The 14,113-nt window shown below is 44.8% G+C and carries 13 protein-coding genes and 1 pseudogene; 4 read left to right on the top strand and 10 right to left on the bottom strand.

Going from position 1 to position 14,113, the window contains the following annotated elements:
- Positions 1-451: 451 nt before the first annotated feature.
- The 5 genes from ltrA to PPRES148_RS07390 all read right to left on the bottom strand — a co-directional run bounded on the left by ltrA (position 452) and on the right by PPRES148_RS07390 (position 4,694).
- On the bottom strand, positions 452-1,777 hold the full coding sequence (gene ltrA, locus PPRES148_RS07400; RefSeq protein ID WP_223127930.1) for a group II intron reverse transcriptase/maturase: 1,326 nt from the start codon (positions 1,775-1,777) through the stop codon (positions 452-454).
- A gap of 143 nt (positions 1,778-1,920) precedes the next feature.
- On the bottom strand, positions 1,921-2,094 hold the full coding sequence (locus PPRES148_RS11680) for a hypothetical protein (protein ID WP_187820451.1): 174 nt from the start codon (positions 2,092-2,094) through the stop codon (positions 1,921-1,923).
- A 65-nt stretch (positions 2,095-2,159) separates the two neighbouring features.
- Positions 2,160-2,333, bottom strand: a complete 174-nt coding sequence (locus PPRES148_RS11675; protein ID WP_223127997.1) for a hypothetical protein — start codon at positions 2,331-2,333, stop codon at positions 2,160-2,162.
- Positions 2,334-3,063: 730 nt separating this feature from the next.
- The gene (locus PPRES148_RS07395; protein WP_149453888.1) at positions 3,064-4,353 is read right to left on the bottom strand and encodes an IS3 family transposase; all 1,290 of its coding nucleotides are present in this window, start codon (positions 4,351-4,353) and stop codon (positions 3,064-3,066) included.
- Positions 4,354-4,388: 35 nt separating this feature from the next.
- The gene (locus tag PPRES148_RS07390) at positions 4,389-4,694 is read right to left on the bottom strand and encodes a transposase (RefSeq protein WP_187820810.1); all 306 of its coding nucleotides are present in this window, start codon (positions 4,692-4,694) and stop codon (positions 4,389-4,391) included.
- A 30-nt stretch (positions 4,695-4,724) separates the two neighbouring features.
- Here PPRES148_RS07390 and PPRES148_RS07385 point away from each other — a divergent pair, with 30 nt between their 5' ends.
- On the top strand, positions 4,725-5,270 hold the full coding sequence (locus PPRES148_RS07385) for an integrase core domain-containing protein (protein ID WP_149453886.1): 546 nt from the start codon (positions 4,725-4,727) through the stop codon (positions 5,268-5,270).
- Positions 5,271-5,590: 320 nt separating this feature from the next.
- Positions 5,591-5,713 (top strand): hypothetical protein, encoded by a 123-nt coding sequence (locus tag PPRES148_RS12995; protein ID WP_281289924.1) that lies wholly within the window; start codon positions 5,591-5,593, stop codon positions 5,711-5,713.
- A 71-nt stretch (positions 5,714-5,784) separates the two neighbouring features.
- Here PPRES148_RS12995 and PPRES148_RS07380 read toward each other — a convergent pair whose 3' ends face one another.
- Positions 5,785-6,564 carry a hypothetical protein gene (locus PPRES148_RS07380; RefSeq protein WP_149453885.1) on the bottom strand — a complete coding sequence of 260 codons (780 nt, stop codon included), beginning with the start codon at positions 6,562-6,564 and terminating at the stop codon, positions 5,785-5,787.
- 694 nt (positions 6,565-7,258) lie between these two features.
- Between PPRES148_RS07380 and PPRES148_RS07375 the strand changes: the two genes are divergently transcribed.
- Positions 7,259-7,651 carry a hypothetical protein gene (locus PPRES148_RS07375; RefSeq protein ID WP_149453884.1) on the top strand — a complete coding sequence of 131 codons (393 nt, stop codon included), beginning with the start codon at positions 7,259-7,261 and terminating at the stop codon, positions 7,649-7,651.
- A gap of 1,168 nt (positions 7,652-8,819) precedes the next feature.
- On the opposite strand, the gene PPRES148_RS07370 is transcribed toward PPRES148_RS07375, so the two are convergent.
- Complete coding sequence (locus tag PPRES148_RS07370) at positions 8,820-10,076, bottom strand: IS256 family transposase (RefSeq protein ID WP_246142968.1); 1,257 nt, start codon at positions 10,074-10,076, stop codon at positions 8,820-8,822.
- 773 nt (positions 10,077-10,849) lie between these two features.
- Between PPRES148_RS07370 and PPRES148_RS13350 the strand changes: the two are divergent.
- Positions 10,850-11,548 (top strand): annotated as a pseudogene (locus PPRES148_RS13350) (YheC/YheD family protein); the annotation flags it as partial.
- A gap of 50 nt (positions 11,549-11,598) precedes the next feature.
- Here PPRES148_RS13350 and PPRES148_RS12590 read toward each other — a convergent pair.
- From PPRES148_RS12590 to PPRES148_RS07355, 3 genes are all read right to left on the bottom strand, one after another.
- Positions 11,599-12,483 (bottom strand): hypothetical protein, encoded by an 885-nt coding sequence (locus PPRES148_RS12590; RefSeq protein ID WP_246142932.1) that lies wholly within the window; start codon positions 12,481-12,483, stop codon positions 11,599-11,601.
- A 256-nt stretch (positions 12,484-12,739) separates the two neighbouring features.
- Positions 12,740-13,372 carry a superoxide dismutase gene (locus PPRES148_RS07360; RefSeq protein WP_246142967.1) on the bottom strand — a complete coding sequence of 211 codons (633 nt, stop codon included), beginning with the start codon at positions 13,370-13,372 and terminating at the stop codon, positions 12,740-12,742.
- 158 nt (positions 13,373-13,530) lie between these two features.
- Complete coding sequence (locus PPRES148_RS07355) at positions 13,531-13,767, bottom strand: DUF1450 domain-containing protein (protein WP_149454283.1); 237 nt, start codon at positions 13,765-13,767, stop codon at positions 13,531-13,533.
- Positions 13,768-14,113 lie beyond the last annotated feature (346 nt).

The following is a 14,113-nucleotide window of genomic DNA, read 5'->3' as shown; positions in this document are numbered from 1 at the left end:
GCTGGATCTCTGCCCCCAGGATCGGATTGAGGTGGCAGAGTGCTGGATGAGACAGGGGTATTCTCAAAACAGGACCTTAGATATTGTCCATATATCGAAGTCCGTTTATCAAAAATATAGGAGGAATAAGAAAACGATTCCGAAAAACGATGGGAAAAAAATAGTTCGTATGCATCATAAAAGAGAAAAGAAGAAAGGAAACATCCCTGGATATGCCTTGGATGGGCAGGGGAAAAAAATAAGTGATCAACAAGTCATGGATATTGTAGTAACCCATCTGGAGGAAAATAAGTTTGATGCCTATGGTTATCGAAAACTCGCATACAAACTGAGAAAAAAGGAGGACATTATTGTCAATCACAAGAAGATGTCGAGTAGGGCTGGCATTTCAGCCAACCCTCTCACAGAACCGTACTTAATAGTCTCCCATTATACGGCTCTTATTGCCCCATTAGGATCTTGTCCTATTCAGATGCCAGTGTACAAACAGCCTTCGGTACTTTCCCCGTATATATCGAACCCATCTCAGGGCCTTTTTCCAATTGTTCAGCTTTTTGTATTTCTTCGTGGCCCATCGAGCCAGAACTTGGTCGATGTGGTCACGCAAGAAACTCCTAATGGCCGAAGGGTAGAAGGCGCCATAATAGGTAAGCCATCCCATGAGTTTGGCATGGAGAAGGTTTGCTATCTCCTCCAGATCTATGCCCACTCTACTTGGGATGCCCAGCTTCCCAACTTGCCTAGCTATCTTGCTTTTAGATTTTTGGCTTATGGCTGGTACGAAACCCACAAATCTCACCCCTGTACGACGACTTCTGACCTCACGGGCCTTGAATGCGTACCCTAGAAAATCAAAGGCAACAACATCATGATTCCCGTTCCGCCTATCATCTTCACAGTAGAAGATTTTGGTCTTCTCCGGATGCAGTTCCAGCCCGCACTCTGCCAATCTTTGCCGAATTTCTGAAAGAAGATGTTCAGCTTGCGCTTTGTTCCGGCAGTGGACGATAATATCATCTACATACCTCGCAAAACGTATATCGGGGTGCTCCGTTTCTATCCATTGATCAAAAGCGTAGTGCAGGAACAGATTGGCCAGGAGGGGACTTACGACTCCACCTTGCGGCGTGCCCTTAACCCTTTCCTCGCTCGTCCCATCAGGTAATAATACCGGTGCCTTAAGCCACCTCTTGCAATAGAGTAACGTTACTTTATCCGCCCCAACGTGCTCAAGGGCCCTCAAAATGAGGTGATGCGGAATGTTGTCAAAGAAGCCCACTATGTCGAGGTCGATTCCCCAGTCGTACTCCCAACAGCGCTCACGGGTTACACGTAACGCCTGATGCGCTGATCTCTTGGGGCGACATCCATAGGAATCTCCATGAAAGTGGGTCTCTAGGAGAGGCTCAAGCCGATTCTTTATTACCGTCTGGGCTACCCGGTCTGCTACCGTGGGTATGCCAAGTGGCCTTTTTCCACCGCATGACTTGGGAATCCACACACGCCTAACCTTGGAGGGGAAGTAGGATCCTGCGCAGAGTTGATTCCATATCACATACAAATTACTTCTCAGATCGTATGCGAATGCGGTAATCGTCTGCTGATCCACTCCAGGACCTCCATCGTTAGACATTACCTGATGCCACGCCTTCAGTACCTCTTTCTGCTGTATATTGTATCTGTCTGGATTTTGGTCCGATGTTGCTTGCTTCATACCAGTCTCCTCTTCCGGTAATTTCCATCCAAGTTGCTGTACTTCTCTGAAACATGCAGGCAATTCAACCCCTTCGCTCCACTTCCATTACAGAAGCTTCTACACTACTATGGGTTGATCCGACTTCGTGCACGGAACCTCGGTTAGCCCTCGGTCTTTACATCTGGCGACAGCCAGACGCCGTACGACGATCTCTCAAGTTCCGATCAAGAGCCTAAATCGGGTTCATCCCGCCTATACACCGCATGCCACCGGGGCAGAAGATAGGTCGCCCCCCACGGTTCATCCCGACGTCCGATACCCACATCGGTTTTGACATGGACTACATTTTTCGATGCGTCTTCGAACGGTTCGCTTTCGCTGATCTCCCCGATTCCCACCTGACAGGGTCATGCCCTGCCTTTTCCTAGATCGCTCACAACCAAGGCATTTAACCCCAGCAGCACTAGGCGGTTTGTAACCTGCTACCTATCAGCCGGTTACGAAGGGCCGAGCAACCTTCATCTCTTGACCGACTTCTTGACACACGTATCGCCTCTGTAAGGAGGAGGGACTTCTCCGTTATCGGGGGAGGAGGCGTCGTTCCTCCCCGCCTGCCCACAGAGCCTACGAACGACACATAACGGCTTCTAACCAGCTTTGGGAGATGGACATCCGGGTCAACCCCCTATTTTCAACCCACCACGGCAAAATAGCCCTACCATCCGTCTTGTGCGACACAAAGCAAGCCGATGCCCCGTTTTCTTCGTAATGATTCCCGAATTTATAAACCATTTTTATGATATTGCTTCATATAACCCCCGACTCTAGCTCCATTCGTTCTCATCAGGTCCGGTTTTCTGAAAGTAATCCAAAGTAGGAAATTGCCCCCGAAACCGTGGGCAAAATGTAATTTATAGTGCATCCCGAGCCAACTTTTCGATACACCCAAAACCGAAAAAAGCGATCCAAAGGGTAGGTGCTAGGTAAGCCCGGGGGGGTCCTTCACCTGGGATGCCCTAACGGACATCCCTCGGCCCCGCTGGGAAAAGCAGCCTATTTCGGAGCGAAACAGACTTGTATTTATGGATTATCATTCAACCACTAATTTTTGATCGAAACCAATGACCCCATTTATTACCTGTTGTAAAAAACAAATTGTAAATAATAAAACAAATCTCATTAACATTTATTACCTAAAATTAAGTAGGTAAATTATAAAAAATAGATGAAATTGGCCTGAAATCGGGATTTTTAAACGCAATTAAAGACACCGTATACTAACATTATAAAATATAATAAAAAATGTATTATTATATTTATCAAAATTCGATCTTATTAGGGTAGATTATGCAATTGGAGTGATAAATTTATATAACCTTAACAGCCCCGATTAGACCCTGGTTTCGGGGGTCCTTTATGATTTTCCTGTATTCGTGTGGTGTCAAATACCCCAAGCTTCCATGACAGTACTCCTCGTTGTAATGCCTTACGAACGCAACATGTTCCTTATGGAATTCCTCAAAATTGCGAAACTCAAACCTGTCATAGAGATCACTTTTTACAATACTATGGTAGGATTCAATATGCGCATTATGGTTGGGTGATTTATTAGGTATTCGTTCATGATGGATTTCTTCCGCCCCAACGAAACCATAGAATTCATGACTAATGAATTGGGAACCATTATCTGTTCGTATTACAGGCTTGTTCTCCCCTTTTCCAACATATTTGTTTAGAGCCATCTGAACCCCTTTCACTACATTCCTTGATTTACAGGACAGATAGCTATCAGAGAAGACAATACTTCTGTCAAAAACATCTATGATGCTAAAAACTTGAACCATGGTATGATCCGCAAGTCGTTTATACTGAATATCCATCTCCCAAAGTTGGTTGGAAGCCGTTATTTTCCGTTCATAAGCTCTGTTGGCTGGTAGGGAGGATCGACGCTTTTTTCCCCGGTAGCGAAGGATTCCTGACTCCTTACAGAGTCGATGCATTTTCTTGTGATTGACAATTATACCCTCTTTTTTCCTAAGTTTGTATGCGGTTTTTCGATAACCACAAGCATCAAATTTATTTTCCGTTATTTGTGCTAACACAATATCCATGATTTTTTCATCACTTATCTTTCTCCCCTGCTTATCCAGGGCATATCCTGGAAATTTCCCCCTTTCTTTTATCTTCCTAGAATGCATTATGCTAACCACTTCCTTCCCATTATCCTGCGGAGTGGCGGCTCCCTGATTCCTCCTCTGTCTCCAGTAAACAGACTTCGACACGCAAACAATGTCTAGGGTTTTATTCTGTGAATACCCTTTCTCCATCCAGCACTCTGCCACCTCAATCCGATTCTGGGGGCAGAGATTCTGCTTTTTTACAAGGTCCTCCAGAATATTGATTCTGAGCTGATCCTCCTCCTTTTGTTTCTTCAACTGTTTCTTTAGCTGGTAGATCTGTTCCCTTAATTCGAGAACGGTTTTATGAGAAACATCCTGTTCACTCAGGGACACCTTCTTTGCATCATTCTCAGTTCTTTCCCAGAGATCCCCCTTCACCCCGTACTGCTTCACCCAACTCCTGACCGTTCTGGGGATGAGTCCGTGTTTACGGGCAATCTCGGACACGTTACCGTTATGTAAAGCTTCTCTAACTATTTTCTTCTTTAATTACATGTTATAGCTATTTTTCTTCATTTCCCCCCCATCCTTTCCTTCAACCGACTGATTTCCAATTCTTTACTACCTAAGAGTCTCTTTAAATCATCAATCTCCTTCTGCAGAGACCGAAGGGATGGCGAATCCATCTGGCGGTGACCCCTCGGCGAAGAAAACGAACCAACCAACACGCCCTCTCTTTCCTCTTTAACCCACCTGTTGATTGTACTGATAGCAACGTCGCATTGTCTAGACACTTGGGCAATATGTTGTCCACTTTTGACCTGATCAACCGCCTTTTGCTTGAATTCTAACGAGAACTTTTTTCGAGCTGCTTTCATGTTTACCCCCATGGGGAACATGCTCCCGTTATGCCGCTCCAGGTCTATTATACCAGGGGGCCTAATAGCATCCAGCATGAGCGACTTCCCAATGGTACTCCAGTTTTCGTTCTGAGCATCCTCGATGTTTTTGATAGGGTTGTTGTCTTCTCTGAAAGCTACCTATCCTGTAAATCAAGGGATGTAGTGAAGGCAGTTCAAACGGCCCTGGATCAATATGCTGAAAATGGAGAGGATAAGCCCGTACTACGGACAGACAATGGTTCGCAATTCATCAGTCATGAGTTTCATGGATTTATCGAAGCAGAAGGAATCTATCACGAACGAATACCTGTTCAATCACCCAACCACAATGCACACATCGAATCCTATCATAGCCTTGTGAGGGTCAATTTTTTTGAGAGGTTTGAGTTCTGTGATTTCAAAGAGTTTCATAAGGAACATGCTGCATTCGTAAAACATTACAATGAGGAATATTGTCATGGGAGTCTGGGAAATCTGACACCCCACGAGTACAGAAAAATTATGAAACAAGTCCCATCTGGGGAACGATCTAGAGTTGTAAAAGTGATCTAAATACAATATTAAACTTTATATTTAATATAAAAATAAAAAGACATATTTTTTTATCATTAATATATATGTTTAACATAATAAAGACATTATATAATGAAATTATTATTTATTTAACTCATTCTCGCCATTATTTCCCCCCTCTATTCATTATCCCCCCACATACTAACGGCTTCGGGTGGTATCAACTTGTTGATAACCACGCGAGGCAGTTGACTGCGTCTGAGAATGGATGGTAGAGATGGTGGGATGCACGGTAGAGAAGACACAGGGACGAAACAATCCCTTGAACCGTTCTCCGGTATTCCCAAATGGGTTTTCCCATGGGTATTGTTGTAGCCGCTTACACCCCGCGAGCGCGGGAAATTGTGACATCGGTTGATGAATTTGGAGGCAGTGGGAAAGGGATGATCACGAGCCTAAGGGAACGAACAAGTTATGAATGATAAATATAGGAGTTACTATATAAAAAATGGGGATTGATCCTGTTCCGCACCCCCACTGGGAAGATGTTGAACTATTGGACCGTGGTGGACCAAAAACCGGGGGTTGAACCGCCTAGCTCTATAGCGTGCTTTAAACCGTTTGTACAAAACTCCTCTTCAATATCATCCACCCTATGATTCGTTAGTGGGGTTCTGATGAACGTAGAGAGAAACATCCTTGTTGATTGTTTGGGATATGTAGTAATAAACTGGTGCATTCGAACAGCCATGTCGTTATCCCCTAAACAAGTTTTAGCGGCTTTTGCCAGGTGGGAAGCTATCTCACGTTCCTCCTTAGACACTGTTATGTCGTCTGATCCGTAGATTGCATCTGTAGATAATATCCTTAAGAGCTTTTGGTCTCTCTTCCAGATTACCGCTGCTCTCTCCCCCTGGGCTTTGGATCCCCCCTTCTTAGCGTTGTTTTCCTCCTTTTGTTCTTTCAATGACTCATTGTTGGGCTTTGGACACCATTTTTCAGCAATAGGGTCCTCCCCCTCTTTCGACTGTTGCTGTTCAAAACCCTGTTTACGATCATTGGGCCGGGAGGGGGGTGCTCCCTCACGTTCGAATTCCTCTGACAACGCGCAGAGGGATTCTCTTACTTTCCTAACCCTATCCCTTTGTTCAACAGGAGTAAGCGGGGAATTCTCTATTTCTCTTGCCTCTTCAACAATATATTTCAATTGCGTTGGATCCCCGCTGGCTATGAAGTCCCCATAGCTGTACTGCAGAGGTGAAACATGAAAAAGGGGCTGGCTTGACGGGTTGTCTTTTCGGGAAATTGTGGTACAATGACGTGGAGTGCTCATTTCTTCCTCCCCTTTCGAAAGTATGTTTAGACTTTGGTGGGTTTGAATATCTTAGACAATAGGGTGTGAAGTATTTGGGCACTCTTTTGTGTGCGATTTCTTGCGAACCATGTTTTTTCCCATTCCCTTTACCATCATTTCGGTAATAACAGCGAACATTTTCTACAATATACACTGTAAGATTATATTTTGCAAGACGTATTTCTATATGAATTTGGCCTCACGGATAATTGCAAAGATCTACCTTGACAAGGGTTGAATATTATGGTTTTCGTAATTCGATGTTATTTATACAAAAAAATTATGAACTTTTACAACAAACAAACAATATCATCGTTTAATATAGATATAAAATTACTATAAACAGGTCCTGAATAGATAGATACAGGATTCGGGTTGGATTCCCAATTAACATTTTTAAACAAATAAAACCCTGCTCCTTGCTGGAGCAGGGTTTTTGACGTACAGAGGTTCCGTACAGAAAGATCTGACCGTCCCCGAGCCGAGCAACCTTCATCTCTTGAACGACTTCTTGACACACAGCACTAGGCGGTTTGTAACCTGCTACCTACCAGCCGGTTACGAAGGGCCGAGCAACCTTCATTTCTTGAACGACTTCTTGACACACGGCGCCTTAGACGGATTTTCCTCGAAAGGTGCCAGCTAGAACTAGAATTTGGTTCTGGGGAGGGGCATGGGTTTTTTCTGTGCGGTAGGGAGGGAAGGATGTAACTCACTGTGGGAAAGAAGATCGGGGGAAGGGGGTATGGGTTTTCCCGGTGCGGTAGAGAATTTGGTTCTGGGGAGAGGCATGGGTTTTTTCGATGCGGTAGGGAGGGAAGAATGTAACTCACTGTGGGAAAGAAGATCGGGGGAAGGGGGTATGGGTACGGCAGGGGAAGAAGGGAAGGAAGGGAAGGAAGAATGTAACTCACTGTGGGAAGGAAGATCGGGGGAAGGGGATATGGGTTTTCCCGGTGCGGTAGGGAATTTGGTTCTGGGGAGAGGCATGGGTTTTTTCGATGCGGTAGGGTGTAACTCACTGTGGGAAAGAAGATCGGGGAAAGTAGGTGGTATGTCAGATTGACTGAATCGTTTTTTGAGTTGGGAATCGCGTACAGCGGTGTAAACAGATCTATTAGGGTTATCGGGAGTAGAGCTATTAGGATTATCGGGAGTAGAGCTATTAGGATTATCGGGAGTAGAGCTATTAGGGTTATCGGGATGGGGATGATCTACAAAAAAAAGGGATCTTCCCACAGATTCTCCTTTTAATTGTTTGTGCATCTTTTTCATCTCTTCCTCCTTTTCTTTCTCCTTTCTTATATTTTCTTCTTTTTCCGCCTTTTTTATATTATCTGCTTCTTCCCCCCTTCCTATACCTTCTGCCTGTACTAGCCATCCAAGACGGTCTCGTAGACTGTCTTGTAAAGTATGGAAATCGTAAGGAGTAGATCTGAATTCCCCTGTTCCACCGTGGGTTGTATTCTCTCGCATAGCGTGGGTGGGGGTTCCCGTGGAAAAAATCCCCAGCAGTCCTAATAGCGATAAGGTTATGATTCTTTTTTCTTTTTTCATTGCGTAGATCATCCTTTTAATTTATTAAATTTTATATAATATTGGTGTTAGTGTACGTGGTAGGGGTGATCATGGGCACTGTTCGTGATGTTGGGTTAAAAATATGGATAGTACTAGTTGTTCATTCAGGCATCCCTATCCTAGTTTTTGTGGTTGCTATCATAATGATGATGACAATGATGATTACATAATGTTTACTAATATTTTTTATGGATACCTTTTTTATTTAATATAAATATTAAATAAAAAATTTTTAGTATATTTCCGGGGAATTAGAAACCTTGCTGGGTACTTCCGAATCCTATACTCTCCTCAACATGTCATTTTTTATTTTACCAATGAATACATTAATAATAATACCATATTATTTAGATAATAAAAAGATACAATATTGGGCAGCATCCGGACGGGTGTGTGCATTTTTCGGAGGGGATTTTTAGTCCCACTTTTTTGCCTCCTTGGGTGACCTTTTCTTGTATTTTTTTAGCATAATTATCTTATTAATTTGTATAGATAAAAAATTCGTTCCTGTCTTCCAACCTCCTCTCGTCCATTCTTATTATGAATCCTATAGGGATTGGAAAAAAAGGCGATTCTTACTTTATCAAATTTTCAATCTAAATCGCAAAAAACACATGATTCCATACTATTTCTGCTTTCTTCCCAATCCCTATGATTCATGCTATCCTCTGGTCCGTTGTTTCCTGCCGTTTTTGGTGATCACGGAGACAGAAGAGGGTGGATATCCGATAAGCAGCCCTGTCATCAGGATAGCAGCGAGCTTTGTTCGTAATGCGTTTTAAATTCCCGTTTAAATTCTCCAGGATGTTGGTACTCCGATTCGACTTCTGATGAGTAAGGTCGTGTCCGAGGTGGATGGTGATATCTCGCAGGCCCTTTCGCAATACTTTTACCGTTTTCGGGGCCACGTCTTTATAATCCTCGCATATCCTCATGCCAACTGCATAGGCCGTTTCACAATCCGGGGATTCCAGAACCTCTTTGCGCATCCTATCAAAGAGTATCTCTGGGGGAAAAGAGTCCTCCTCAGCGGCATCCCGCAGGTTTCTAAAGAAATGGGCAATACATCGTTGCCAATCCGATGCGGGGTAATGGACACGAACAGCCGTTTTGAGGCCAGGATGAGCGCCGGTAACGATCAAAGGAACCGATGATAAGCCCCGCGAGCGGAGATTTTTGAAAACCTGGTTCCAGGTGTCCAACGTTTCAGGTGGACCGTATCCAACGTAAAGAATTTCCCATACACCGTCCCACCTACGTCCCATTACTATGTAAATGGCTATTTTTTTCCCTTTGCCCCCCCGGATCCTGAGATAAGTAGCATCGGCCTGAAGAGCGGAATACTGGTTCTGTAGGGAACGGAGATTCCACGCGTCTAGGTGGCTATCATACTGGGAAATAAGACGTTGGGAGAGGGTGGAACGGGGAATCCTCTTGCCGAAGATCCACTTTGTTTGCCCCGCGATGACCCCCAGGGACATACCGCTGATTCGAAGGGAAACGATCTTTTCCAGCAAGTAGGGATCATAACGGAAATAGGGATCGGCTAGAACGGACTGGAACTTGACGTCTCGTAATCGTGGAATGAAAAAAGTAATGGGACCCCTATGGGTATCTAAAACACGTTTTCTATATCCATTTCTGATGATTGTACAGCGTCCTCCGTTGTCTCTTTGATACTTTCTTCGCCCCAGATATTGATCTCTTTCATAGTTGGCCAACCATGTCCAAGCTTTTCCAATGGTGGAATTTCCCCAGTTTTTATCATGCAGAATAGAATGCCCGACAGTTTGAACGGCTTTCTCGTATGATAATCCTGATTTTTGCAAATATTGTACCCGCTCTAGGAGATCGTTCTCCATTTTTTTATCACAAATAGGGGCCGGTAAGGCGGTATAAGTAGTGTGGTTCATCAATCTATATCCCCCTCTATTCCATAAAATTTTCAATTTTTACGGAACAGTATAACAGAAAGATAAACAAAAAGAAAATGGAAATTAATTACCATTTTTAACGAATTAGGATGGGTCAAGTACTATAGTGACATAGGTAAAAAAGGGGGGAAAGAGCTAGAAAACCAAAATATACGTTTTATATTTTAATATAGTAAATTTATTTTATATAGTAGTCCATGGGAGAAGCACCTCAAATGGGGGGAAATCCTCCCCCAAAAGCCCTGTTCAGAAATTCACACCCCCAACGGGATGCTGCCAGGGATGCAAAAAAACCGGCCCTAGGACAATCATTCGTAATTATTTATACTGAAAATTGACTAAGAAAAATGAGTAAAAAACGAGTTTTCTATCTTTACAAATCAACAAAAAATTATACCCAAAAATGCGAGTGATGATTCCCCCAGAGAACCAAAAATTAGGGTTAGAAATTTCCACAGGAGGTTGTATTCTATAACACCTGTCCGTACCAAATAATTTTTGAACAAGTTCCCCTGCCCATAAATATAAAAAATTATTTTTTTATTGTTTTTCTATAATAAAAAAGAATTTGCAGCGAATAGGGAGGCCCGCATGGGGGCCCTTTTTGCACATCTAAAAAGGTCAGAGCTATAGGCACGGGTCCAACTCCAGAATACTCACAAACCCCCCCCTCGACAAACTCATACGATGGAGGAACAAGTTATCCCCTTAAACGCCTGAAAACCCGAGCAACGGAGGCGGAAAATACAACTATGAACAAACCCCTCGCCAGTAAATTGTACAAAACAAACCTACTAGCTAAAGAACCCTCCCTGCAGGCCTTTCTTCCTGTCTTGCACCCATTCCATAATACACAGGCCCTATCCATTTTGAATACCTATTCCACCGCATATGTAAAACCGGAATACGGTACGGGAGGAAAGAACATTCTCAAAATCACCCGACAACAGAAAAATACCCAAACGAATCCCACCTACCGTGTGGATTATGCCCGCCATAAGAGTAAGATTTTTCCCAACCATCATCATCTGTTCACCTGGATAAAGAGCTATTTCACACAGGGAAAACGCTACGTAATACAACAAGGCATTCCCCTACTCCACCATAAAGGTCGGCCTTTCGATAGCCGTTTCATGGTACAGTGTAACCCTATAGGCCACATGGACATTACCGGTTGGGTGGGTCGCGTCGCTGCCGACGGGCGGATCGTCACTAACAAGACCAGGGGCGGAAGCCTACATCCCATAGAAAACCTATTCCTGACCAGGGGCGTAACCGCAAAAAGATACGAAAAAATCCTCCAATCCACCAAAAAAATCGTACAATTGGCATCAAATACCTTCCATAAGTATCATCCTCGGGTCAGAGAACTGGGCTTCGATATAGGTTGGGATGGGCACTATCATCCATGGATCCTAGAAGTAAACACACGTCCCCATATATCCCCGTTTGGTGAGTTCGACAAAGGTATGTTGAACCGATTCTATCACTATCGGAAAAACTATCCTACCCCTATCCTAATTGCCAAACGGGGTGCCAAAATCCCCAAACCATCCACCCGGAACATCCATTCCTCACCCGGTTCTACAAAAAACGTTGCCCATCGTACCCCAAGCGCATCCCCTATATTGGCCTGACGAGCCCCCCAGGCGGATGTACGAACCGGTTGCAGGGAATCCAAACAGAGGAACAAATCATTCTGCCCAGAGGTTACCTCCCTGCCCTGAACGGAAACTTCCCACGCGAGTGTGGGGGGAAGAGAGGAATCCGTAGTCAACCACGGACCCAAGCAAAGATGATCCGGAGAATGTTCTGTCCGTAGCGACGCCCAAAGTGTATACCCCCCTAGCGTTGATACCGGTGAGGAGGATCCTGCCTTAGCTACGGCGGCCGCCATTCCCAGATCCACCTGTATCTTCGTATCCACCGTTGATAGGGGGAGATCAGCATAGCAACCTACCAACACAGGATGAGGAAGAACAGAATTCAACGGTTCTCCCTCCGTCCCCTCCTGCTCATCACGATGCCAACTTATCGTACGCAACGGCCAAGGTGGCAACAGATCCACTTCCTCCAGGTGGAGGGCTAATGGCTCCCCCTCCACCTCGTCCCCGTACTCATGGTGGGTAAGGAATTCCCCTAGGAAACACAACCAGGTAGAACGAATGAAGGGGGGCAAACACAGGTACTGCCCCAATGTGGCTGGCCAGATGGGCTTGCTAGGTCGTAGAATTTCCGCCCACTTCTCCCTGAATCCCGGTAGGTTCCATACCAACTCTGCATCAACAATCCTCTCCCCAACCACCCATCCCAAACGACCGGGTGGTTGTGGCATGGTGGAAACGCGCAAGAATTTGGACCGCACTATGTAGGTTGCCAAACGCATCCTTACCCCTCCTTGGATGGGGCCAACCCAAGTTTCATCCCAATAACCACAGGCAGCTATTCCACATTTTCTGATTATTTTTTATAATTCAGAAACAGTATACAGTTTATTATTTATTTATGATAAATTCATGAGATCATACAATATTTGTGGAACGCTCATGCTTGCCCCCTACCTCTCCCACAGCCAACAAAAAAGGGTACCCCACAATCGCTGTGGGAAACCCTATCCCGTACACAACTACCTTCACACCCCATCAGGCTAGAGATCCGCTGCGTACCCTAGAATAACGACTCTCTACCTCTGGCCAGTACACAATGTTCCAAAAGGCTTCTATATAAGCAGGACGCTTGTTTTGGTAACGCAAATAGTAGGAATGCTCCCAGACATCCAAACCCATGATGGGGGACAATCCTTGCATCAGAGGACTGTCCTGATTAGGGGTACTGAGCACCTGTAAGGCCTTACCGTCCCAAACCAACCAGGTCCAGCCGCTACCAAAGCGCTTGGTAGCCGCCTCCGTAAAATTCTTCTTGAAAGCATCGAAACTACCGAAAGTCTTGTCAATATCCTTAGCAAGATCACCCCCGGGTTGCCCACCGCCCTCAGGACTAAGAATCTGCCAAAATAATGAGTGATTGGCATGCCCACCGCCGTTGTTTCGCACAGCGGTCCTGACTTTTTCAGGCAACGTATCTAGGGAACCCAATAATTCCTCAATCGACTTACCCTCCACGTCGACTTTTTCCAAAGCAGCGTTCAAGTTACCCACATACATGGCATGATGACGACCATGATGGATCTCCATTGTCAATGCATCGATATGCGGCTCCAAAGCCCTTAAATCGTAGGGCAAAGGTGGCAACTCATACTTTGTGACCCCTTTGATCAACCTTCCGTCCCCTCCCACCAGCTCGTCTCAATGAAAGACAATTTTTTGCGAAATTCTACGAATACGAAACAAACCTCGATCTCCCATCACAAACGCCAAGAAAAACTCCCCCGAAACCCAACGTCCAATCATTATACACGATCAACCAACCTGTTTCAAATCGTTGAACCATCCAAGATGGCTTCCCTTATCGCTTTTTCTAACTCCTCCCCGGTGCGGGCTGTCACCACCTCCCCCTCCAATAACACGAACGGAGCAGCAGCACACAATCCACAATTCCCCAAACAGGGGTATTCCACTATATCCCATTCCCCTTCTTCCTCCAAACGTTTTCTCATCCTCTGAACATCAGGACACAGATTATTGACACAAAATTCCAGTAAAGGCCGCATAGGAATCACCTTTTCTTTTATGATCCCCCTATATGCCTAATGGGGATCAGATTTCCATCCCTCATCAACAAGAAGAACACCCTCGTTCGATCCCATCGTCCCCCCATATTTTCCCTCAGGCCCCCAAAACCCTAAAAATATAGAAAAACGCAAGGGTAACTTGGGTGTGGATCGATCATTAAGAACAGCAACAGTCACCGTCTCATTTCTTACTCTCTAGAGTATCCATTAAAAATTTTTAAAAAATAAAATGATACAATTAAATATGGATCGGGGGGATTCCGTCTTTGCGCCGACGCCAGGAATGTACCCCACAATTCCCCCACCCTACGGATCAGACATAGTA

Source organism: Pasteuria penetrans (genome assembly GCF_900538055.1).
GTDB classification, from domain to species: domain Bacteria; phylum Bacillota; class Bacilli; order Thermoactinomycetales; family Thermoactinomycetaceae; genus Pasteuria; species Pasteuria penetrans.
The sequence above is the reverse complement of the archived record's forward strand: the minus strand, read 5'-3'. Positions and strand labels throughout refer to the sequence as shown.

Bases quoted from the DNA above. Each gene is read 5' to 3' on its own strand.
- PPRES148_RS07390 (WP_187820810.1), bottom strand. From the start codon at position 4,694: ATGAAAGCAGCTCGAAAAAAGTTCTCGTTAGAATTCAAGCAAAAGGCG.
- PPRES148_RS07385 (WP_149453886.1), top strand. From the start codon at position 4,725: ATGCCGCTCCAGGTCTATTATACCAGGGGGCCTAATAGCATCCAGCAT.
- PPRES148_RS12995 (WP_281289924.1), top strand. From the start codon at position 5,591: ATGGGTATTGTTGTAGCCGCTTACACCCCGCGAGCGCGGGAAATTGTG.
- PPRES148_RS07380 (WP_149453885.1), bottom strand. From the start codon at position 6,564: ATGAGCACTCCACGTCATTGTACCACAATTTCCCGAAAAGACAACCCG.
- PPRES148_RS07375 (WP_149453884.1), top strand. From the start codon at position 7,259: ATGGGTTTTTTCTGTGCGGTAGGGAGGGAAGGATGTAACTCACTGTGG.
- PPRES148_RS07370 (WP_246142968.1), bottom strand. From the start codon at position 10,076: ATGAACCACACTACTTATACCGCCTTACCGGCCCCTATTTGTGATAAA.
- PPRES148_RS12590 (WP_246142932.1), bottom strand. From the start codon at position 12,483: ATGCGTTTGGCAACCTACATAGTGCGGTCCAAATTCTTGCGCGTTTCC.
- PPRES148_RS07355 (WP_149454283.1), bottom strand. From the start codon at position 13,767: ATGCGGCCTTTACTGGAATTTTGTGTCAATAATCTGTGTCCTGATGTT.